Here is a 22,041-nt window from a genome sequence, read left to right as displayed (position 1 = left end):
AATTATTAACAACGGTGGTGTGTGTAGCGAAATATTCAAGTATTTTTTTTATTTTAGGCATCACATTTTTGAGCAAAAGTTAGAATTAATAACTAAGATTTGTATTTTTGCCTCGATTTTAAATTTTAAAACAAACAAATTATGTCAGACATTGCATCAAGAGTAAAAGCAATTATCGTAGACAAGTTAGGAGTAGACGATAACGAAGTAACTAACGAAGCAAGCTTCACAAACGATTTAGGAGCAGATTCATTAGATACTGTTGAGTTAATCATGGAATTCGAAAAAGAATTTGATATTCAAATTCCAGATGATCAAGCAGAAAACATTGGTACTGTAGGTCAAGCGGTAAGCTATATAGAAGACGCAAAAAAATAAGATTTATATGCAATTAAAGCGAGTTGTAGTAACTGGACTTGGCGCATTAACGCCAATAGGGAACAATAAAGAAGAATATTGGAATAGCTTAGTTAACGGAGTTAGCGGAGCAGCACCTATAACGTATTTTGATGCTGCCAAGTTCAAAACTCGTTTCGCATGTGAGTTGAAAAACTTCAACGTGAATGATTTCATACATAGGAAAGAATCACGTAGAATGGATAGATTTACTCAGTATGCAATGGTAGCTTCTGATGAAGCTATTGCTGATGCTAAGTTAAACTTAGATGAAGTCAACAAATTAAGAGTTGGTGTTATCTGGGGAGCAGGAATTGGAGGATTGGAAACATTTCAAAACGAAGTATTAGATTTCGCAAAAGGAGATGGTACACCAAAATTCAACCCATTCTTTATCCCTAAAATGATTGCAGATATTGCTCCTGGAAATATTTCTATTAAAAATGGATTTATGGGGCCTAACTATACTACGGTATCTGCTTGTGCATCATCTGCAAATGCGATGATAGATGCACTTAATTACATTAGACTAGGTCATTGTGATGTTATTGTAACTGGTGGTAGTGAAGCTGCTGTTACAGTTGCAGGTATGGGAGGGTTTAATGCAATGCACGCTTTATCAACTAGAAATGAAAGTCCAGAAACAGCATCAAGACCATTTGATAGCGAACGTGATGGATTTGTTTTAGGAGAAGGAGCAGGAGCAATTGTATTAGAAGAGTACGAACATGCCAAAGCTCGTGGAGCTAAAATTTACGCAGAAGTTATTGGGGGTGGAATGTCATCTGACGCTCACCATATGACTGCACCGCATCCAGAAGGAATTGGTGTAATTGCAGTAATGAAAAACTGTCTTGAAAATGCTGGTATAAAACCAGAAGACGTAGACCATATTAATACTCACGGTACTTCTACCCCTCTTGGAGATGTAGCTGAGTTGAAAGCGATTTCTGAAGTTTTTGGAGATCATGCTAAAAATATAAACATCAATTCTACAAAGTCCATGACTGGACATTTATTAGGAGCAGCTGGAGCTATAGAATCTATTGCAGCAATCTTAGCAATGGAGCACGGTGTTGTACCTCCAACAATAAATCACGAGAATGTTGATGAAAATATTAATCCAGATTTAAATTTAACACTGAATAAGCCACAAGAGAGAGATATCAAAGTCGCGGTAAGTAATACATTTGGTTTTGGTGGACACAATGCTTGTATCGCTTTTAGAAAACTAGATTAACCCTATATGAATTTTCTTCGTAGAATAGTAAGACCCCAGACTAAAGAAGATGAAAACTTTTACTACGAATTAAAAGAACTGCTTAATTTTAAACCTATAAAATTATCGCATTATAAGAAGGCTTTTACACATAGGTCTCTTAAATTAGTTGATAGCAAAGGAAATCCTATTAACTATGAGCGATTAGAATTTTTAGGTGATGCAATTTTAGGTTCGGTAATAGCATCTTATTTATATAAGAAGGTGCCTAAAGGTGACGAAGGATATTTAACTCAAATGCGTTCTAAAGTAGTAAGTAGAGAACACTTAAACGCTTTGGGAAAAGATTTGGAGTTGATACGTTTTGTAAAAAGCAATATTTCACAAGATCATATTAGCAATAATATTTATGGTAATATATTTGAAGCTCTAATAGGTGCTATATATCTAGATAGAGGTTATAATTATTGTCATCAATTTATTTATGAACAAGTAATATTACCTTATGTAGATATTGAAAGATTAGAAGGTAAAATTTCTAGTTATAAAGGTTTTGTGATAGAGTGGTGTCAGAAGAAAAAGAAGAAATATAAATTCGAATCATACGAAGATTCTGGAAACCAAAACAAGAGGCATTTTAGTGTTAGAGTAAGTATTGATGGTACAATTGTAGCCAAAGGTAGAGCTACTTCTAAGAAAAAAGCAGAGGAAATTGCAGCAAAAAGAGTGTACTATGCTATGCAAAGTCAGATGACAAATTCTTAACATTTAGCCGAAAACGTTTTCGTAAATTTCACATTATATTTTAGATACATTCATTAATTTAGCAAAAAACAAATAGTTGTTTTAATGGCTACCTATGCACTAAATATTGATGATTTTTCTGATAATGATTATGCATTAATAGGTATTCATACTGTATTGAGTGAGTACAGGTTAGCTTATTTGTTAAATCAATACCTGCAAATTAAGTTTTGCAGAGCCAGTTATGATTTAGATTTTACTCGAAAAAACAACCAATCTTCTTACGCCGTATATGAGTATACCAACGTAGAATTAGAATATGATTGGTTCTTAATTTCCAATAAATATAAATCGACACAAAAAACTATATCAACGAGTCTTTTTAATGAAAGTGATTCTATAATGTATTTAGTTTCTGAAAAAAAGAAGGTTGATTATTTTCTCAAGATAGAAGGAGATTTTGATTATGAATATATTGTGAAAACAATAGAAAAAATAAATCAAATACCTCAAGTTATAACCTCTTATGAAGTAGAGGTTGAATCGTTAAAATCGAAAGATTTTTTAATATTTTAAATTATGCCACACAATAAGAAAACAAAAATTGTAGCAACATTAGGACCAGCAACAAGTACTAAAGAGGTTTTAGCTGAAATGGCTGCATCTGGAGTAAATGTTTTTAGAATTAATTTTTCTCACGCAGATTATGATGTTGTAAAAGAGCGTATTCAGCAAATTAGAGAAATTAATGAAGAAAGAGGTTACAACGTAGCAATTTTAGCCGATTTACAAGGGCCAAAGCTTAGAGTGGGTGTAATGCAAGAAGGAGTAGAATTAAAAGCTGGAGATACTTTTACCTTTACTACAGAAGAATGTGAAGGAACCAAAGAAAAAGCTTTTATGACTTACCAACGTTTTCCTAAAGATGTAAAAGCTGGAGAACAAATTCTTGTAGATGATGGTAAACTATTATTTGAAGTAGTTTCTACAGATAAAGAGAAAGAAGTAGTAGCTAAAGTAATAGTAGGAGGTCCATTAAAATCTAAAAAAGGAGTAAATCTTCCTAATACAAACATTTCTTTACCAGCATTGACTGAAAAAGATAAAAAAGACGTTGTCTTTGCTTTACAACAAGAAGTTGATTGGGTTGCTTTATCTTTTGTAAGAACTCCAGAAGATTTAAGAATTTTACGTGACTTAATTAAACAAAAGTCAAGATATAGAGTACCAGTTATTGCTAAGATTGAAAAACCTGAAGCAGTAGAAAATATAGATGCATTAATTCCTTATTGTGACGGATTAATGGTAGCTCGTGGTGATTTAGGTGTTGAAGTACCAATGCAAGATGTTCCTTTAATTCAAAAGAGTTTAGTTCGTAGAGCTAAAGAAGCAAGAATTCCAGTTATTATTGCTACTCAAATGATGGAAACTATGATTGATAATGCTGTACCTACAAGAGCAGAGGTAAATGATGTAGCAAATTCAATTATGGATGGAGCAGATGCAGTAATGCTTTCTGGTGAAACATCAGTAGGAAAACACCCTATTAAAGTTATTAAAAAGATGACTGAAATTATTAGTAGTGTTGAGTTCTCTGAATTAATTAAAGTTCCACAAGAACCACCTCATATTCGTACAAACAGATTTATAACGAAATCTATTTGTCATCACGCAGCTTTAATGGCTGATGATATTAACGCAGCAGCAATTTCTACATTAACTAATAGTGGTTATACAGCTTTCCAAATTTCAGCCTGGAGACCAAAATCTCACGTATTAGCATTTTCATCAGAGAAAAGAATTTTAGGGAAGTTAAATCTTTTATGGGGAGTTAGAGCTTTCTATTACGATAGAGATTTAAGTACAGATGATACTGTTGAAGATATTAATGAAATAGCCAAAGAGAAAGGTTTTGTAAAAGGAGGAGATTTTATGATCAACTTATCATCAATGCCTGTAAAAGCGAAAGGTATGGTAAATACTTTACGTGTTTCTCAAATAGACTAAGAAGTATTAGTATTAAATAAATAAAAAAGCGCAACCTCTTGGGTTGCGCTTTTTTATTTTATAACTGTATTTTTTTAGAAGTTATAATGGCATCGTTAGTTACAAAAGGCATGGGCATCATTATTTCACTTCGAGGTTTTAAGTTAAACTTAGGGTGTGTTAATAAATCGTACGAAACTTCATTTAAAACAATATTAGGTTTTTCATCTTTACCTATAGTGAATGATACGGTTACATCCTTATCAGAATTAGCTATTTGATAAATTAATAATACTCCTTTGTGAGCTTTAAAAGCCTTGCCAGCATCATAAAAAGCGCCGTTTACTTTCAAATCCTTTAATTGGATAGGAGTATTGTTGTAAAACTCATATTTATTGATGTTACGCGTAGGTGTAATTGTTAAGTTTAACTTCCTTTCATTATTAATAATGGTATCTAAATTGATTTTAATATTGGAAGTACTTAAGTTTTTGTTTTCTGCCTTTTTATGATAGTTAAAACGAGTATTATACTTGCTTTTACCTTCCACCGAAGGAATACTCCCTTCTTGATAATCAGAATCGAAAATTTGTTTTGTGTAATTATCTAATGTTTTATTATAAGTACCCCAATAAGCCGTTTTATCATCAGAGTTTTGAATATAAACTATACTATTAGGTCTTTTTTTATCGATTGAAAAACCACTGTTAAAAGTAGCAAGAACAAAGAATACTATAGATATAATACCAGTAATAGTTTGCCATCTGTTCTTTCGTTTTTGCTGATGAAATACAGGTAAAATAAAACCAAAAACTAAAACAATAAAAATAGCTGAAACAAATAAAATTTTAAGTCCTAAAGCAACAGGAAACAGTTGAATCATAGGAGCTATGATATATATCGTTGGAACTGATATTATGGCAAATAAAGTAGCTTTAGAATTTGCTTTTAGTTTCATTAAAATTAGAATAGCTAAAATTAAAAGAGAAGCATAAACAGGAATAATAAAGAAACCAGCTCCTGGTAAGTATTGATAAATGAAATAGTTTAAAATAAAACTAAGAGCTATTGGAGCAATAAATAAATCTGTAGTTTTATGTTCTTTAAAACGGCTGTAAATTTTAAATACAATCCAAATATTTAAAAATATAAAAGCAATGATGTATTGATACCCGTTATAAGTAAAACCATGAAGCATATCGGTATATTGCGGGTGTATTATTAAAATTAACTGCCATAAACCATACGATACACCAGCACAAATAACCAATGAAGTTATGTAAGGTATAAAACCAATAAAAGTGCCTCTAATAGTAAGTTTATTTTTTGAAATACCTAAAAAGAGTAGCACACAAAATATGATGAAACTTATAATTAATAAGGTACCTCCCCAAGAGAAAGGGTAAGTCAACATTTTAATTATTGGAAAGTTTACATAAATATAATCCTCGTCACTATTTAAGTTTGTTAAGTCAGAATTAGCAAAATAATTTAGAGATGTAGTAAAATATTCTGCTTGATGCATTAAAGTTTCTCTATTTAATCTTTCATAAGAATCCTGAGCAGTATGATAATCGAAATGATCATCAATAAAAGCAAAATTGAATCCATTGATACTTCCTTTTTCTCTAAATATAGTTAAATCGGTATCATTAGGTAATTTTTTATAAATACTGTACATTAATGAATTAGCAGCTGGGTAGTTTGGATTTGAATTTAAAAATTCAGTAAGTAATTTTTTATTCTTGCCATTTGTTTCCATTAACATATAGCTAGATCCTCCACTACCTCGTGCTTCAAAATTTAATACTATTCTAATATTCTTAGCTAGAGGGTGATTTTCTACAAAAGCTTGTGCTCCTAATAAACCTAGTTCTTCAGCATCAGAAAAAAGAATAATAATATCATTTTTTGGTTGTTTATTTTTAGCTAAAAATGCTCTTACTCCTTCTAGTATAGTTACAACACCTGAACCTGCATCACTAGCACCTAACGAAGAGTGCGGATTAGAATCGTAATGAGTAAGTAATAGTAATGATTTTCCATTACCAGAACCCTTAATTTTGGCTATAATGTTTTCAGTAGTTGTACTTGCTCTCCATTTTTTATTAATAGCTGTTTGGTATTGAACTTCTGGAGTTAAATTCAGTTTTTTTAATTCATTTACGATATAGTCTTGAACCACTTTGTGCTCAGGCGAACCTGTATGGTGTGTTTTTTTCGAAATGTTTTTTAAATGATATAAAGCATTATTTAACGAAAAATCTTCAGATTTTAGTTCTTTATTATTTGAGGGAGCCGAAGGAATTACATCTTTAAAACTCCAATAAACTGTAAAAATTATGATTAGTACAGCGATAAAATTATTTGATGATTTCATAGTAAAATTTTAATGCATATAAAAGTAAGTAAATTTATTCTTTATCTGTAAAATAGTTAATTAGTTAAAAATCAGTATATTTAATAGCTAAATCTTACTATTATGGGAATTATTAACTTTCAGGGGAAGCGAACAAATCAACAAGAAAAAGAGTCAGTGCCAATTTTGGTTTCTGATTATATGTCTAAAAATCTTATTACGTTTAAAGAAGACCAATCTATTGAAGATGTTATCGATTCTCTAATCAAAAATAAAATTTCTGGAGGTCCTGTAGTCAATGATAAGAATGAATTAGTAGGAATAATTTCTGAAGGAGATTGTATAAAACAAATATCTGAAAGTAGATATCATAATTTACCTATTGATAAAAATAATACAGTTTCAAAGGCCATGATTACGCAGGTTGAAACTATTGATGGGGATATGAATATTTTTGATGCTGCTAATAAGTTTTTACAATCAAAAAGGAGACGTTTTCCAATTACTGAAAACGGAAGATTAATTGGATTGATAAGCCAAAAGGATGTGTTAAAAGCTGCAATGAAGCTAAAAGGTAATACTTGGAAATAATTAGTCTTGTTTAACCAATAAATACATTTCATTCTCGAGTTCTAAGTATCCTTGATCATATACATAAAAATAGGTGTTTCCTGTTTTTGTAGTATAGATAGAGGTGATGAATTTAAAATCAAAACCTCTATCAAATAATTTACGCCTGCTAACTTTTGTCTTTCCCGATGCGTTAAGTTCAGAAAGGATTTTATAATTTTTACGCAATCTATTATTGGTGTTTCTAACGAGGTTTTTACTTTCCTTGTTGATTTTATTGTTATATGCGTTTCGACAATAATCAGAACAGAATTTTTTATCAATTCTACCAATAACTTTTTCACCACATTCTAAACATTTTTTAGCATCCATAGTCTGTTTTTTTTCAATTCATACCATTTGGCATTATTACCAAGATATTTATGTACTTCTGAGTTTGAGTCTAATTCAAAAATATGTGCTGTATCTTTTTCTTCAAACTTCCTTAATATCAAACGATTTGTTTCTAATTGGAACTTCATTTTTAGCTATGTTTTTCCTCAAATATAGTAAATGTTAAACGATTACATTCATTTACAAACGAAAACAAACGATTACTTACCGATTGTAGTTTGGATTGTGCTAGATATTTGCAGTGTTAATTCGATTGAATAACAAAGTCTTAACTGTTTAATGAAAAAATAATAATTATGAATGCACTAAAAAACAGAGTACAGTTGATTGGAAATTTAGGAAATGACCCAGAAATTATCAATTTAGATAATGGTAAAAAAATAGCTAAGTTTTCATTAGCTACAAATGAAACGTACAAAAACTCGGAAGGAGAAAAAGTTACTGATACTGAATGGCACTATATAGTTGCATGGAATAAGATTGCTGAAATTATAGAACAATACTTACAGAAAGGAAGTGAAGTAATGATTGAAGGAAAATTAACTTCTAGATCTTTTGAAGATAAAGAAGGTGTTAAGCGCTATGTTACCGAAGTAATTTGTAATGAATTACTAATGCTAGGTAGCAAATAGTGGGAAAGTTGTTTTATGAAAAAGAGGAAAAGGCATTTTTATAATGCCTTTTTTTATTTTAAATACCCAAAACTCTATTTAATATTTCTTGTCTTCTTCTGGCTACAGGTATGTTTTTGTTATTATTCATTTTGCAATAGAAACCATCATTTTTTATAATTTTTGTAGTGTGGTTTATATTTATAATATAACTTTTATGAGTTCTGAAAAAAGGGAAACTATCTAAAATATCATCATAATCCCCAAGATTTCGAGAAGCTATTATTTGTGTATTATTAGTACAATGAAAAATGGTGTAACGCCCTTGAGATTCTAAAAATATTATATCCTTAAATTTAATTAATTCAATTCGGTCATTAGATGGTATTGCAATAAAGTCTTGTTTTAAAGAATCGTTAATTGTTTTGTTTAAATTATTAATTTGACTTTTGGATGTAAATATTTCTTCTTGAATATCTTTTTTTACTCTATTTACAGCTAAAATTAACTCTTCTGTAACAATTGGTTTTAAAATATAATCAACAGCATTGTACTTAAAAGCTTTTAAAGCATATTTTTCATGAGAAGTAACAAATATTACTTTAATATTTTGTGGTAACATACAGTCTAATAAATCAAATCCAGTTTTGTCTTTTAGTTGTATGTCTAAAAATAGAATATCTGTATTATTATTTTGTAAGACTTTTATTCCTTCTTCAAAAGAAGTAGCTTCTGCTATTACATTAATATCTCCACAAAACTCATTTAAATAATATTTTAAGAGTCTTATGTTTTTTACTTCATCATCTATAATAATAGCATTTATTTTATTCATAGTTTTATTTTTTATGCGATCTTATGTTATTTTGTACGGGGATGCTTAAAACAACCTCGGTTCCAGAAGGAGATTCGTTTTCATGTAAATCAATTATTTTTAATTGCATTTTTTTATTGTGTATGCTATTGTATCCAGAAATTCTATCTTTTAAAATTTCAGTACTCCAAGAACGTCTTTTTTTTCTTCTATAATTTTTGGCGGCAGTTCTACCTATACCATTGTCAATTACCCTAATTTGTATGTAGTCATTTATTATAGAGAAATCTATAATTAATTTCCAAATTCCTTCTTTATTAGATAACCCATGTATAATAGCATTTTCTATTATAGGTTGAATTAACATACAAGGTATTTTATGGTAGTTAGTGTTTATTTTAGGAGAGATATTAAAAATAGTGTTTAGCTTTTTTTCGAAACGCATTTCTTCTAGTTCGATATAGTTTTTTAGATAAGATATTTCATCTTTTAAAAAAGTCCATTCAGAGCCAGTCATATCTAATGTTGTTCGAAAAAGTTTTGAAAAAATTTGAATATAATGAGTAGCGACTTTAACACCATCAAAAATTAATACACTTTGAATTCCGTTTAAAGCATTTGATATAAAGTGGGGATTCATTTGTGCTCTTAGCGCCTTAGATTCTTGTTTAACAATTTGTAGTTGAGCTAAATATTTTTCATGAATTCTATTTTTTTTATGTTGGTAAAAAAGATAAAAGCTTAATAATATTAAAAAGGCACACAAATAATAAAACCAAATAGTTTTATAAAAAATTTGAGAAACGAAAATATTATATCTTAAATGATTGGACTGTTTCCCCTCATTATCATAACCTTTTATTTCTAACGTATGATTTCCTGAAGGTAAATCACGTAATCGTAATGAACTACTGTTTTCTATTTTTATCCATTCATCATTATCATGATAACTAAGTTTATAAAAAAAGAGGTTGTTTTTAGCATTGTTAATTACACTGTTTTTTATAACAAATCCCATTTCTAAACTATTATGGTTATAAGGAAGTTTTATTTTTTCTGGTTTGTTTGAAAGTCCAACACGAGTTCTAATAACTTTATTTTCTTTAGAATTATATTTTTGTATGTAAGAACAATAGATTGAAGATTTTTCGGTATTAAAAATTAAGTCATTAGGATTAAAACTAACAATACCATTAAGTCCACCAAAATATAATATCCCATTTTTTGATTTATAAAATGATTTTGAATTGAATTCATTATGAGGAATTCCATCTTTTTCTGAATATAGGTTTGTTGATGAGTTTTTTATATTAAGTTGTATAAGTCCATCATAAGTGCTTATCCACAAAAAACCATTATTTGCTACTAGTCCTACAATGTTATCATTCTTTAAGCCTAAATCTTTTAAAACAATTTTATTATAGTTGGATTCACTAGAGATTTTAAATAAACCATTTCTTCCTCCAGCCCAAATATTACCATAAGAATCTTTAGTTATAACTCTTATGGATTTGGACATATCTATGTTTGTATCATCATTTTTGAGATAGGTATTTACTTTATTAGTATTTAAATTCTTTTTATATAAACCTTGAATACCACCTATCCATAAGTTGTTGTTTTCTTTGTCTAGATATAAGTAGTTGAGTTCTTTGTTTAAAGATATTGTCGGTGATATGTTTCCGGTAAAAACTAATTTTTTAGTATCTAAATAATAATTATAAAGTCCGTTAGTAGTAGCTAGTATTAATTTATTATGTTTAAAATTTATAATATCTAAAACTGTAGGAGGATATTTTAGTTTTAGCCCATTAAAAAGATGGTGTATGGTGTATGTCTTTTTCTTTAAATCTGCCTCAAAAATATTATTTGTATAGCCATAGATAATGGCTTTTGTTTTGTTGTTAATAAACTCTATGTCATAGATGTTTTTATGATATATAGGCTTATTATCAGTGATGTTTTTTAATTTTACTTTAGAAAAAATACTATCGGAAATAGGTTTTTCGAATATTCCTTGGTTTGTTGCGACATATATATTTAGACTATCATCTTCTATAAAGCCTCTTGTACTAATGAGTTGTTTCCTATTGTTTAAAAAACGATTAAAAGCTTTATTGTATAGTTGATAACAATAAATTTTATTAGTGTTTATACCTATTATAGTATTATTATATAACTGTACTTTTTTTACTGAAGTATTGATTATATCGAAGGAATTGTTTTTTAAGATAGGTTTTCCATTAATAATTTTAATGGTACCTAAGTAAATGTTTTTTGTATCAGTAGCAATTAATTTATAATTGTTTTTGGATGCTTTTTCAATAGTAAAATCAAAGAAAGGCAATTGAAAAATAAAAGCCTTTAAATCTTTATTATAAAAATATTCTCCTTTTTCTTTTCCCAATTTAAATGTCCTATAATAGCTTTTTTTAATAGTGACTTCAGGAGAATATTCAGCGTATTGATAGTTAAAAGGACTTTTACTTCTTTCAAAGTTTTTTAAAAATGAATTAGGAAAGGGATAGAAAGTTGCTTTTTTATTAGTATTCAATTCACCTTTATAAATACCATTATAAGTTAAAAAGAGAATATAATCGTTAGTTACTTTTATGATTCTAGAAACGTTTAGTAAAAACAATTGTTTTTTGGGTAATGGAATATTGAAATTGTATTTCTGAATTGTTTTATTAGGAGATATACAATAGAAAGTACTAGTACAAGTACCCAACCAAATATTTCCATTACTATCTTCATAAACAGAACTAAACCAACTTTCCCATTTTTCTCCAATTTTTTCTTCAGGACATATATGTTGTATAACTCCTTTAACTGGGTCAATTTCAAAAGCACCTAATTTATTTACAGCCCAAAATGAGCCATTTTTGGTTTCTAAAAGATCATAAATTTCATCAATTATATTACCGTTTTTAGCTTTGAGTTTATAAAACTCTTTTTGATTTCCCATTTCTCTGATAATACCATTTAAGCTATTATGCCAAATAAAACCAGAACTATCAATAAATAAGTTTTTATTTTGAGAAGAAGAAATTCCACTGCCACTGTTGGCAATTGAAATTTCGTTTATTTTATTTTGAGATAAACAATGTATAGAAATAATAATAGGCCATAATAAACTTATTATTTTAATCCTCTTAAGCCCCCACTTAATCATATATAATAATATTGCACCTAAAAAATAATAGGTGATGTTAATTTATTTTAACAATAGAAAGTTATTATACTTAAGTAGTTTGGGAGGTTAAATATAATTTTTTAAAACAAGAAGAGCTAATTTTTAACCATTTATTACTTGACTGTAATTATCCATTACTAGTTGTTTTTTGATAAAGACTAATTGAATTTTTCTGAAAACTCCAAAAAGTCTTTTATGTCATCTCTTGATTTTACCGTTTATTACATAATACCTACCGTTGGTTACGTAGATGCATACGTTAGTTGATTTACACAAGGTTTTTATTAGGTATAGGTGTTTCTTTGTCTAGGAGTTAGCAAATATATAGCTCTAAATAAATTAGTTGTGATATTGTTTTATGAAACAGAATTAGATGATTCTTTTTATAAAATCTATTAGTCAAGAAACTAGTTTAAAGTTCATAAAATTAGGAATAAAGAAACAATGATAGAGTGGAGGCCATCAATGTTAAATCACCTACCAATGATAGTAGTTTGTTATTATGTTTAGATAATTAAGGGATATCTAGGGATACGTTATGTAAGGTTAGGCTATGAATAATTGGTAGGGAGTTGATGGTGATCACAAAATTTTATCATCAGCCCTATTCACTGAGTTGGGGGACTTAGGCTCTTTCTATTAAATATAGTATTATGGAATAGGGTTTGATGATTTTATAAAAAATGTTTTTGATAGATAATACTAAGTAAGGGCTATGAATATACTTATTGTGTTGATGTTTGTTCTCGTTCTATGTAATTGCATGATAAAGATATGTTTAATAAGCCCCTACTTTTATTTAAAAAATAATTATGGAGTTTAAGTTGGTAACCTACAAAACGGTTAGAGGTACAAAGAAAATTTTAGAATTAAAAAGTTATAAAGCAACAGAAGCTATAATTTACAAAGATGGTTCACCTTGTTTTTATGTTGATTGTTTTGATTTAAGAACAGAGTCAAATGTAATTATGAATAGTATGGTGCTATGTCGTCAACAGAAACTTAAGAAGGTAATAAAAGAAATAGGTAGAATAAATAAAGTAAATATATCAATACAAAAAGCTCCTTTTTTATCGGTAAAGAAAAAAGTTGAACTTAAGAAAATAGAATTACCACCACTACCAAAAAAATGGTTAATATGATGGTAAGTATATAAAATTTTACTAATTACTATTCAATATAAAGGGAAATTGCAAAGAAAACAATACCCACCCCCCGAAGATGCTTTATATTTAGAATGTTTCGAATTTCTAGGGATAAAGAGTTAGAAAGATGTTATGTAAATAACATCTTTCTTTTTTGTGAAAAATTTGCTTTTTTATATTAAGGTTTTAAATATTAAAAAGCCATACTTAATTGAATTCGCTTTCTAACAATATCAACTTCTAATACTTTTACTTCTACATGTTGATGTAAATTTACATGTTCATTTACATCTTTTACAAAGGTATTAGCTAGATTAGATACATGCACTAATCCACTTTCCTTAATACCGATATCTACAAAACATCCAAAATTGGTAATATTATTTACAATTCCAGGAAGTTTCATACCTACTTTAACATCGTCAATAGTTTTTATATGCTCATTAAAGCTAAAAGCCTTTGCCTTTTCTCTTGGATCTAAACCTGGTTTTTCTAATTCTTTTACAATATCTTGTAAAGTAGGAAGTCCATAGGATTCAGTAATATATTGTTGTAATTTTAATTGTTTTAAAATCGATGTATTACCTATTAAATCAGTTACATTTTTACCAGAATCTTTAGCCATTTGTTTTACTAAAGTATATCGTTCAGGATGAACTGCAGAATCATCTAATGGATTAGTACTGTTTTTAACACGTAAAAAACCAGCAGATTGTTCAAAAGCTTTTCCTCCTAATCGTGGTACTTTTTTGATAGCAGTTCTATTAGCAAAAGCCCCGTGTTCGTTTCTATAATTTACAATGTTTTCAGCTAATTTAGGGCCTATTCCAGATACATAGCTTAATAAAGAGGCACTTGCTGTATTTATATTTACACCTACTTTATTTACGCAATGCTCTACAACAGTATCTAGCGATTTTTTTAAACTTGATTGTTCTACATCATGTTGATATTGCCCTACACCAATAGACTTTGCATCAATTTTAACCAATTCTGCTAAAGGATCGGCTAATCTACGACCAATTGAGATTGCTCCTCTTACAGTTACGTCATAGTTAGGAAATTCATCACGAGCAATTTTTGAAGCTGAATAAATGGATGCTCCTGCTTCGCTAACAACAAAAACTTCTATAGAGTTTTTAAAATGAATTCGTTTTACAAGTTGTTCTGTTTCTCTAGATGCTGTTCCATTACCAATTGCAATTGCTTCAATCTTATAAGCATCTATTAATGAGCTGATTTTTTTAATAGCTTCGGTTGTTTGACGTTGAGGAGCATGAGGGAAAATAGTTTCATTATGTAATAAATTACCTTGTGCGTCTAGGCAAACAATTTTACAACCAGTTCTGAAGCCTGGGTCGATAGCCAGTATACGTTTCTCTCCTAATGGGGCGCCTAATAAAAGTTGTTGTAGGTTTTTAGCAAATACTTTTATAGCACTTTCGTCTGCTTTTTCTTTTGCCACATTAAGAGCTTCTGTACTTAATGAAGGTAATAATAAGCGTTTATATGCGTCAGCTATGGCTAACTCAATTTGATCAGCACATTCGTTATGTGAACGTATGATACGATCTTCCATTTTTTGAAGAGCTCGCTCATTATCTATTTCAATTTTTACTCGAATGAAGCCCTCTTTTTCCGCTCTTAAAATTGCTAGTAAACGATGTGAAGGAATACGACTTAAATTTTCCTCCCAATCGAAATAGTCTTTAAATTTTTGAGCTGCCTCTTCGTCTTTTTTAGTTTTAACAACTTTTGTAATAATGGTAGCAAAACGCTCTAATTGATATCTAATATTATTTCTAATGTCTGTACGTTCGTTAACCCATTCAGCAATAATATGACGAGCACCTTCTAGAGCTTTTTCTTCAGAGTCTACTTCGTTATTAATATATTTTGAAGCTGTATATTCTAAGTCGTTTACTCTTTGACTCATAATCATTTTAGCCAAAGGTTCTAAGCCATTTTTACGAGCAGTTTCTGCTTTTGTTTTACGTTTCTTTTTATATGGAAGATATAAATCTTCTAAAGAAGTAAGGTCTTCTATTTTATCTATTTTACCTTTTAGTTCTTGAGTTAAAAGATTTTGATCTTCAATAGCTTTTAAAATAGCTGTTTTCCTTTTTTCAAGAGCTTCAAATTGTTCTTTTAATTGAACTATTTGTCCAATTTCAACTTCATCTAAATTACCAGTTTTCTCTTTTCGATAACGAGCAATAAAAGGAACAGTACAATCTTCATTTAATAATTCGATAGTATTTTGAATTGATTTTTGTGAGATTTGTACACGAGAAGTAATATAGGATATAAGTTGCATAAAGTATTTTTAAAATGAAAAACCTCACTAAAAAGTGAGGTTTCAAATATACTAAAATGTTGTTTTTATTTAAGCGATAAACTCTCCGTTATTAACCTTATCAGAAGGTTGTACAAAGGCAAGTTTGCCGTCAGGAGTATCTGTCATTAAAATCATTCCTTGGCTTACTACTCCACGTAATTTTCTTGGTGCTAAATTACATAACACAGATACTTGTTGACCAATAATATCTTCAGGTTTAAAGCTTTCAGCAATACCAGAAACAATGGTTCTTTTATCAATACCTACATCTACTGTAAGTTTTAATAATTTTTTAGTTTTGGCTACTTTTTCAGCTTCTAAAATAGTACCCACACGAATATCTAATTTTGTAAAATCATCAAATTCTATAGTTTCTTTTTGTGGTTCTATTACTTTATTTGCTGCCTCATTAGCTTTTTTAGTTGCTTCTAATTTTGCTAGTTGCTCTTCAATAGTTTTATCTTCTATCTTAGCAAATAATAATTCAGGTTTTCCTTCTTGTATTTGGTGCCCTTCAGGTAATAAAACTTCTTTTTCAGAAACTTCATTCCATTGTAAATTTTCATCAGTTTTTAATATCGATTTTAACTTCTTTGAAGTAAAAGGCACGAAAGGTTCTGATAATACCGATAAAGCTGTTGCTATTTGTAAGGCAACATACATGATTGTTTTAACACGCTCTTCGTCAGTTTTAATTAACTTCCAAGGTTCTTCATCAGCTAAATATTTATTTCCTAAACGAGCTAAGTTCATCAATTCTTGTGAAGCCTCTCTGAAACGATAACGTTCAATAGACTTAGCAATAATGTTAGGGAATTCTTTTAGAGCTGTTAAGGTATCTTCATCAACTTCTGAAAAATCGTTTGGAGTAGGAACAATACCATTGTAATATTTGTTAGTTAATACTACCACACGATTAATAAAGTTACCAAAAATAGCTACTAATTCGTTATTGTTTTTTGCTTGAAAGTCTTTCCAAGTAAAATCATTGTCTTTACTTTCAGGTGCGTTAGCTGTTAAAGTATAACGTAACACGTCTTGCTGACCTGGGAACTCTTCTAAATATTCATGTAACCAAACGGCCCAGTTCTTAGAAGTTGATAATTTGTTTCCTTCTAAATTTAAAAACTCGTTAGCAGGCACATTTTCAGGTAAGATATAATCTCCATGAGCTTTTAGCATAGAAGGGAAAATAAGACAGTGAAATACAATATTATCTTTCCCAATAAAATGTACTAGTTTAGTGTCGTCTTTTTTCCAATAATCTTCCCAATTTTTACCTTCTCTTGCTGCCCATTCTTTGGTAGCAGAGATGTATCCAATAGGAGCATCAAACCATACATATAATACTTTTCCATCAGCTCCTTCAACTGGTACTGGAATTCCCCAATCTAAATCACGTGTTACTGCACGAGGACGTAATCCATCGTCAATCCAAGATTTACATTGTCCTAAAACGTTAGGTTTCCAATCATTTTTATGACCTTCTAAAATCCATTCGCGTAAAAATGCTTCATGTTTATCTAAAGGTAAAAACCAATGTTTTGTTTCTTTTAATGTAGGAACATTTCCTGTAATTGCTGACTTAGGATTGATTAAGTCTGTAGCATTATGACTTGTACCACATTTTTCACATTGATCTCCGTAACTTTCTTCATTTCCACATTTTGGACAAGTACCAATTACAAAACGATCTGCTAAATATTGATCTGCTTCTGCATCGTATAATTGCTCTGTTACTTCTTCAATAAACTCCCCGTCATTGTATAACTTAGTAAAGAACTCAGAAGCTGTTTTATGATGAATTTCAGCTGAGGTACGAGAATAATTATCAAACGAAATACCAAAGTCTTCAAACGACTTTTTAATAATTCCGTGATATTTATCAATGATATCTTGAGGAGTAACACCTTCTTTTTTTGCTCGCATTGGAATAGCCACCCCGTGCTCATCTGAACCACAGATGTAGGCTACATCTTTACCTCTTTGGCGTAAATAACGTGCATAAATATCTCCAGGAACATAAACACCTGCTAAATGACCAATATGAATAGGTCCGTTTGTATAAGGTAATGCTGCTGTAATTGTATATCTTTTAGGTGTACTCATGTTTTTTTACTAAAATTAAAGCGCAAAAGTACAAAAAAGCAATTTTTTATACTGTTATAAAATAGGTACATTTGATAGATTTTCTACTTTAGAATCAAGAAAAAAAGACATGATTATGAGAAAAAGAATATTCTTGTTGTTTTTTATGCTGATGATTTCATCAGTTTTTTCACAAACTAAACATATGAAGTTAGTAAAACCACCGTATTTACAAAAAGGAGATACGATTGCAATAGTAGCCCCAGCAGGTATTTTAAAAAACAGAAAACATGTTATTGATAAAGCTAAAGAATTAGCAGAAAGTTGGGGGTTAAAAGTGGTTTATGGTAAGCATATGTTTAATCAAAACCATCATTTTGCAGGAACTGATGAAGAACGTTGTCAGGATGTTCAAGATGCATTAAATAATCCTAATATAAAAGCGATTTGGTCAGCTCGAGGTGGGTACGGTTCTGTTAGAATTCTAGATAAATTGGATTTTACTAAGTTTAAAGAAAACCCAAAATGGATAATAGGCTATTCTGATATTACCGCTTTTCATAATCATGTCCATAACTTGGGAGTTGAAACAATACATGGTATGATGGGAACAAGTATGCAAGATGAAATAGAAGATATCCCAGAAACTATAGAAACGCTGAGAAAAGCTTTGTTTGGAGAAACATTAAACTATACCATACAGTCATCGAAACATAATAGAATAGGAGAAGTGTCAGGTGAGATAGTAGGAGGAAATATTGCTATTTTAGCTTCTATGCTTGGTTCAGATAGTCAAATGTCAACAGAAGGAAAGATTCTTTTTATTGAAGAAATAGGTGAATATAAATATGCTATTGATAGAATGTTGCAAAGCCTAAAACGAGCAGGCTATTTTAATAAATTGAAAGGAGTTATTGTTGGAGATATGACTAAGATTAAAAGAAATACAACTCCTTGGGGAAGTTCTATAGAACAATTAATTTTAGATGTTATTCCTACAGATATTCCAGTTATGTTCAGTTTTCCTGCTGGTCATGAACCAGACAATAGAGCTTTGATAATGGGAAGAGTTGTTAAGTTAAATATTGATAAAAATAGTTCTTCAGTAACTTTTACAAATTAAATAAACTTCGTTTCATTTTGATATAAATCAAAACCGTTTTTTTGCTTTTTCAAGAACTTTGTTAGGTTAACAAATGAAGAATGAAAAAGAGCGAATTATATATTTTACTATCCTTTATTTTAGTTTTTTTCTATTCATGTTCAAATGGAACAGAAGAAGATGAATATACTTTATTACCTTATAAACTAGATTTTACTGGGTTTTCACAACCAAATATTCCTGAAGATAATCAATTAACAGAGCAAGGAGTTTCCTTAGGTAGGAAGCTTTTTTATGAGAAAAGTTTAAGTAAAGATAATTCGATTTCTTGCGCTTCTTGTCATGAGCAAAAGAATGCATTTTCAGATAAAAGAAGGTTTTCTATTGGAGTGAGAAAATTACCAGGAAAAAGACAAGCTATGGCTATTTTTAATATGGCATGGAATACAAATGATTTCTTTTGGGATGGCAGAGCTCATTTATTAAGAGACCAGGCTTTAATGCCTATTGAAGATGAATTAGAAATGGATGAAACATTAGAAAATGTTATAGAAAAGCTTAAAAAGGAAAGTGACTATAAACTATTATTCAATAAAGTTTTTCCTAGTAGAGGAATATCTGCAGAAACCATTTCTTTGGCATTAGAACAGTTTATGAACTCAATTATTTCGAATCAAAGTAAATATGATCGCTATTTAAGAAAAGAAGCGACATTAACAACAAGTGAAGAAAGAGGTCGAATATTATTTTTTAAAGGTTACGATGGAAACAATCCAAAGAATTCTGGAGCTAATTGTGCGCAATGTCATAATGGTGCTAACTTTGAGAACAATGAGTACATGAATAATGGGTTAGATTTAGAAGTTAATTTTAAAGATATTGGAAGAGAGAAAGTAACTCAAAGTTCTTTTGATAGAGCAAAATTTAAAGTACCCTCTTTAAGGAACATCGAGGTAACAGCACCTTACATGCATGACGGAAGATTTAAAACATTAGAAGAAGTTATAGACCATTATAATGATGAAGTGGTGAATTCACCTACTTTAAACTTAACATTAGCAAGTATTAGTAAAAAAGGCCTGGAATTAACAGAACAGGATAAACAAGATTTAATAGCATTTTTAAAAACATTAACAGATACTAATTTGTTAGAAAATCCAAAGTTTTCAAATCCATTCAAATAAGTTGTAACTTAACAGGATGGCAGAACATAATGAACTTGGAAAAAAAGGTGAAGAATTAGCTATTGAATATTTACAAGAAAAAGGATATGTAATTCTTGAAAAAAACTATCGATTTCAAAAAGCTGAAATTGATATTATTGCTAAAAAAGCTGAAGTGTTAATAGTTGTTGAGGTAAAAACAAGATCAACGGGTTATTTTGGAAATCCACAAGATTTTATAAGTTCTAAAAAAGTTAAATTATTAGTGGCTGCGGCTGATAACTATATAAATGAAAAAGAATTAGAAGTAGAATTGCGATTTGATGTTATAGCATTAATTAAAGAAAAAGAAAAGTTTAAAATAGAACACTTGGAAAATGCTTTCCTACATTTTTAAAAATAAAAACACCATCAAATTTGATGGTGTTTTTTTATGTTGTCAAAGTCTCAGTTTAGTGACTTTCAAAATATTTTTTTACATCTTCTAGTTCCTCTGGTGTAGCAATAATTTTCTTATTACTATCTAAAACAAAGTAACTAGGAGTTCCTAATAAGTTATAAGCTCTTACAGTTTCATTATCCCATTTATATTCTGGGTGAGTACCTGCTGCATTATGCCAATTAGGTAATTGTTTTTTAAATTCATTCCAGTCTTTAAAATTATTGTCTGAATTTTCAATTGAAAAAGAAATTACAGAAGTGTTTTTGTGATTGTTCATAAAACTGTATAAGTTAGGAACGTCTCTAACACAGTGAGGACAAGCTGTACTCCAGAATACTAATAAATACTTATCACTATCGTTTAAAGTAGATAATTTCATTTCTTTACCATCTTCTTCCCAAGAAAAATCAGGAGCAGTTCTACCTACAGTAGCACGTAATACGTCTAATATTTTTTTCTTAAACTCTGCGTCTTTTTGATTATCTGGTAATTTATCATAGTGCTCAGCAAATAACCAATCTACAGATTCACCGTCACGTTTGTCAGATAAAGAAGTAATTAAAAATTCTAATACAGACTTTTTTAATTTTCCTTTAGGTAATTCATCAATTACTTTATTGATAGCGCCTCTTAATAACTTTTGTTGTAATCCTTTATCTTCAGAATTGTTTAAGTAAAAAACATAATCGTTAATTCTGTCAACTAAGAAAGAAGAGTTGAATAAGGCTTCACTTTTAAAATCGATATACCTAAAGAAGTTGTCTCCAACAGTTGTTAAATAATCTTCCATGTTGTCAACAGGGCTAGAAGGATTATATCTCTGAGAAGCTTTAATGAAGTGATGAACTAACATTCCTTCAGACTTATTTTCATAAGTTTCTTGAACATCTTCAAGTTGTTTAACTTGTTTTTTGTAGGCTTTTTTAGCTTCTTTATTTTCTTCTTTAATATAAGCTACTTGATTCTCGTCAATCTTTTTTTGAACAGCAGCATATGCTTGTAAATACTCGTTGTATAATTTATTTTCTCGAGATGAAGTAAAAACAACCGATTGATCTGGGTATTTTGGATTAAAAATAAATTCTATATTTTCTTTATTAAAGAAAAAATCTACAAACCCCGCACCTCTGTTTCTATAAGTTGCTCTATAAGCACCTGGTTTAGCTGTGTTTGGTAAGTCGAATTTAAATTTACCTATTGATTGCTTGTTTCCACCAACCACAACAGTATCGAATTGAATTGTTGTATTAGTAACAAATTTTTGTTTTGCTCCTTCTATTTTATACAGAATAACCCAATTGGTTTTTTCTGTAGGAGTCATTGTTCCTTTAACAGTATACTGAGCGTTAACTATTGAAGTAGTAAGTATTAATAGAGCCAGTAATTTTTTCATCATTATAATTTAAAGGGTTGTTATTAAGGTTTTAAAACTAGTCATTTACAAACTTCTTTCCAAGAAGTGTACCATTTTTATT

General features: G+C 29.5%; 19 protein-coding genes. 11 read left to right on the top strand and 8 right to left on the bottom strand.

Annotation, left to right across the window (positions count from 1 at the left end; genetic code table 11):
* Positions 1 to 141: 141 nt before the first annotated feature.
* From MHN29_RS16215 to pyk, 5 genes are all read left to right on the top strand, one after another.
* The gene (locus tag MHN29_RS16215) at positions 142 to 378 is read left to right on the top strand and encodes an acyl carrier protein (RefSeq protein ID WP_093871978.1); all 237 of its coding nucleotides are present in this window, start codon (positions 142 to 144) and stop codon (positions 376 to 378) included.
* 7 nt (positions 379 to 385) lie between these two features.
* Entirely contained in the window at positions 386 to 1,636 is a 1,251-nt protein-coding gene (fabF, locus tag MHN29_RS16210; protein ID WP_150899365.1) for a beta-ketoacyl-ACP synthase II, read from the top strand.
* Between the two features lie 6 nt (positions 1,637 to 1,642).
* Positions 1,643 to 2,380, top strand: a complete 738-nt coding sequence (gene rnc / locus MHN29_RS16205; RefSeq protein ID WP_150899364.1) for a ribonuclease III — start codon at positions 1,643 to 1,645, stop codon at positions 2,378 to 2,380.
* An 84-nt stretch (positions 2,381 to 2,464) separates the two neighbouring features.
* Positions 2,465 to 2,935 (top strand): IPExxxVDY family protein, encoded by a 471-nt coding sequence (locus tag MHN29_RS16200; RefSeq protein WP_150899363.1) that lies wholly within the window; start codon positions 2,465 to 2,467, stop codon positions 2,933 to 2,935.
* Between the two features lie 3 nt (positions 2,936 to 2,938).
* A complete protein-coding gene (gene pyk / locus MHN29_RS16195; protein ID WP_150899362.1) occupies positions 2,939 to 4,366 on the top strand; it encodes a pyruvate kinase in 1,428 nt (475 codons plus the stop codon).
* Positions 4,367 to 4,424: 58 nt separating this feature from the next.
* On the opposite strand, the gene MHN29_RS16190 is transcribed toward pyk, so the two are convergent.
* A complete protein-coding gene (locus tag MHN29_RS16190) occupies positions 4,425 to 6,725 on the bottom strand; it encodes a M20/M25/M40 family metallo-hydrolase (protein ID WP_235275561.1) in 2,301 nt (766 codons plus the stop codon).
* 102 nt (positions 6,726 to 6,827) lie between these two features.
* On the opposite strand from MHN29_RS16190, the gene MHN29_RS16185 reads away from it, so the two are divergent.
* Positions 6,828 to 7,295 (top strand): CBS domain-containing protein, encoded by a 468-nt coding sequence (locus MHN29_RS16185; protein WP_235275560.1) that lies wholly within the window; start codon positions 6,828 to 6,830, stop codon positions 7,293 to 7,295.
* Here the strand turns inward: MHN29_RS16185 and MHN29_RS16180 are convergent, their stop codons facing one another.
* On the bottom strand, positions 7,296 to 7,646 hold the full coding sequence (locus MHN29_RS16180) for a hypothetical protein (protein ID WP_235275559.1): 351 nt from the start codon (positions 7,644 to 7,646) through the stop codon (positions 7,296 to 7,298).
* Positions 7,625 to 7,795, bottom strand: a complete 171-nt coding sequence (locus MHN29_RS16175; protein ID WP_235275558.1) for a GNAT family N-acetyltransferase — start codon at positions 7,793 to 7,795, stop codon at positions 7,625 to 7,627. The genes MHN29_RS16180 and MHN29_RS16175 overlap by 22 nt, the downstream gene beginning before the upstream one ends.
* Before the next feature lie 168 nt (positions 7,796 to 7,963).
* Here MHN29_RS16175 and MHN29_RS16170 point away from each other — a divergent pair, with 168 nt between their 5' ends.
* The gene (locus tag MHN29_RS16170) at positions 7,964 to 8,299 is read left to right on the top strand and encodes a single-stranded DNA-binding protein (protein ID WP_235275557.1); all 336 of its coding nucleotides are present in this window, start codon (positions 7,964 to 7,966) and stop codon (positions 8,297 to 8,299) included.
* A 58-nt stretch (positions 8,300 to 8,357) separates the two neighbouring features.
* Here MHN29_RS16170 and MHN29_RS16165 read toward each other — a convergent pair whose 3' ends face one another.
* Together MHN29_RS16165 and MHN29_RS16160 are read right to left on the bottom strand one after the other, a co-directional pair.
* Positions 8,358 to 9,113 carry a LytTR family DNA-binding domain-containing protein gene (locus tag MHN29_RS16165; protein WP_235275556.1) on the bottom strand — a complete coding sequence of 252 codons (756 nt, stop codon included), beginning with the start codon at positions 9,111 to 9,113 and terminating at the stop codon, positions 8,358 to 8,360.
* A gap of 4 nt (positions 9,114 to 9,117) precedes the next feature.
* A complete protein-coding gene (locus MHN29_RS16160) occupies positions 9,118 to 12,267 on the bottom strand; it encodes a histidine kinase (RefSeq protein WP_235275555.1) in 3,150 nt (1,049 codons plus the stop codon).
* Positions 12,268 to 13,100: 833 nt separating this feature from the next.
* Between MHN29_RS16160 and MHN29_RS16155 the strand changes: the two genes are divergently transcribed.
* Entirely contained in the window at positions 13,101 to 13,430 is a 330-nt protein-coding gene (locus tag MHN29_RS16155) for a hypothetical protein (protein WP_235275554.1), read from the top strand.
* 196 nt (positions 13,431 to 13,626) lie between these two features.
* Here the strand turns inward: MHN29_RS16155 and MHN29_RS16150 are convergent, their stop codons facing one another.
* Both MHN29_RS16150 and metG read right to left on the bottom strand, forming a co-directional pair.
* Positions 13,627 to 15,750 (bottom strand): Tex family protein, encoded by a 2,124-nt coding sequence (locus MHN29_RS16150; RefSeq protein WP_235275553.1) that lies wholly within the window; start codon positions 15,748 to 15,750, stop codon positions 13,627 to 13,629.
* A 69-nt stretch (positions 15,751 to 15,819) separates the two neighbouring features.
* Positions 15,820 to 17,880: a methionine--tRNA ligase gene (gene metG, locus MHN29_RS16145; RefSeq protein ID WP_235275552.1), complete on the bottom strand. Its 2,061-nt coding sequence runs from the start codon at positions 17,878 to 17,880 to the stop codon at positions 15,820 to 15,822.
* A gap of 115 nt (positions 17,881 to 17,995) precedes the next feature.
* On the opposite strand from metG, the gene MHN29_RS16140 reads away from it, so the two are divergent.
* The 3 genes from MHN29_RS16140 (at position 17,996) to MHN29_RS16130 (ending at position 20,521) form a co-directional block, all read left to right on the top strand.
* Positions 17,996 to 18,982, top strand: coding sequence for an LD-carboxypeptidase (locus tag MHN29_RS16140; protein ID WP_370630575.1), 987 nt, complete (start codon positions 17,996 to 17,998; stop codon positions 18,980 to 18,982).
* A gap of 80 nt (positions 18,983 to 19,062) precedes the next feature.
* Positions 19,063 to 20,145, top strand: coding sequence for a cytochrome-c peroxidase (locus tag MHN29_RS16135; protein WP_235275551.1), 1,083 nt, complete (start codon positions 19,063 to 19,065; stop codon positions 20,143 to 20,145).
* A gap of 16 nt (positions 20,146 to 20,161) precedes the next feature.
* The gene (locus MHN29_RS16130) at positions 20,162 to 20,521 is read left to right on the top strand and encodes a YraN family protein (RefSeq protein ID WP_235275550.1); all 360 of its coding nucleotides are present in this window, start codon (positions 20,162 to 20,164) and stop codon (positions 20,519 to 20,521) included.
* A 55-nt stretch (positions 20,522 to 20,576) separates the two neighbouring features.
* Here MHN29_RS16130 and MHN29_RS16125 read toward each other — a convergent pair whose 3' ends face one another.
* Entirely contained in the window at positions 20,577 to 21,959 is a 1,383-nt protein-coding gene (locus MHN29_RS16125; RefSeq protein ID WP_235275549.1) for a redoxin family protein, read from the bottom strand.
* Positions 21,960 to 22,041: the final 82 nt, after the last annotated feature.

The organism is Tenacibaculum sp. Cn5-46 (genome assembly GCF_022347705.1).
Classification (GTDB): domain Bacteria; phylum Bacteroidota; class Bacteroidia; order Flavobacteriales; family Flavobacteriaceae; genus Polaribacter; species Polaribacter aiptasiae.
Note: the sequence above shows the minus strand (reverse complement) of the source record. Positions and strands in the feature narration are given on the sequence as shown.

Excerpts from the sequence above, each read along its gene's own strand:
- MHN29_RS16215 (WP_093871978.1), top strand. The coding sequence starts at position 142 with ATGTCAGACATTGCATCAAGAGTAAAAGCAATTATCGTAGACAAGTTA.
- fabF (WP_150899365.1), top strand. The coding sequence starts at position 386 with ATGCAATTAAAGCGAGTTGTAGTAACTGGACTTGGCGCATTAACGCCA.
- rnc (WP_150899364.1), top strand. The coding sequence starts at position 1,643 with ATGAATTTTCTTCGTAGAATAGTAAGACCCCAGACTAAAGAAGATGAA.
- MHN29_RS16200 (WP_150899363.1), top strand. The coding sequence starts at position 2,465 with ATGGCTACCTATGCACTAAATATTGATGATTTTTCTGATAATGATTAT.
- pyk (WP_150899362.1), top strand. The coding sequence starts at position 2,939 with ATGCCACACAATAAGAAAACAAAAATTGTAGCAACATTAGGACCAGCA.
- MHN29_RS16190 (WP_235275561.1), bottom strand. The coding sequence starts at position 6,725 with ATGAAATCATCAAATAATTTTATCGCTGTACTAATCATAATTTTTACA.
- MHN29_RS16185 (WP_235275560.1), top strand. The coding sequence starts at position 6,828 with ATGGGAATTATTAACTTTCAGGGGAAGCGAACAAATCAACAAGAAAAA.
- MHN29_RS16180 (WP_235275559.1), bottom strand. The coding sequence starts at position 7,646 with ATGGATGCTAAAAAATGTTTAGAATGTGGTGAAAAAGTTATTGGTAGA.
- MHN29_RS16175 (WP_235275558.1), bottom strand. The coding sequence starts at position 7,795 with ATGAAGTTCCAATTAGAAACAAATCGTTTGATATTAAGGAAGTTTGAA.
- MHN29_RS16170 (WP_235275557.1), top strand. The coding sequence starts at position 7,964 with ATGAATGCACTAAAAAACAGAGTACAGTTGATTGGAAATTTAGGAAAT.
- MHN29_RS16165 (WP_235275556.1), bottom strand. The coding sequence starts at position 9,113 with ATGAATAAAATAAATGCTATTATTATAGATGATGAAGTAAAAAACATA.
- MHN29_RS16160 (WP_235275555.1), bottom strand. The coding sequence starts at position 12,267 with ATGATTAAGTGGGGGCTTAAGAGGATTAAAATAATAAGTTTATTATGG.
- MHN29_RS16155 (WP_235275554.1), top strand. The coding sequence starts at position 13,101 with ATGGAGTTTAAGTTGGTAACCTACAAAACGGTTAGAGGTACAAAGAAA.
- MHN29_RS16150 (WP_235275553.1), bottom strand. The coding sequence starts at position 15,750 with ATGCAACTTATATCCTATATTACTTCTCGTGTACAAATCTCACAAAAA.
- metG (WP_235275552.1), bottom strand. The coding sequence starts at position 17,880 with ATGAGTACACCTAAAAGATATACAATTACAGCAGCATTACCTTATACA.
- MHN29_RS16140 (WP_370630575.1), top strand. The coding sequence starts at position 17,996 with ATGAGAAAAAGAATATTCTTGTTGTTTTTTATGCTGATGATTTCATCA.
- MHN29_RS16135 (WP_235275551.1), top strand. The coding sequence starts at position 19,063 with ATGAAAAAGAGCGAATTATATATTTTACTATCCTTTATTTTAGTTTTT.
- MHN29_RS16130 (WP_235275550.1), top strand. The coding sequence starts at position 20,162 with ATGGCAGAACATAATGAACTTGGAAAAAAAGGTGAAGAATTAGCTATT.
- MHN29_RS16125 (WP_235275549.1), bottom strand. The coding sequence starts at position 21,959 with ATGAAAAAATTACTGGCTCTATTAATACTTACTACTTCAATAGTTAAC.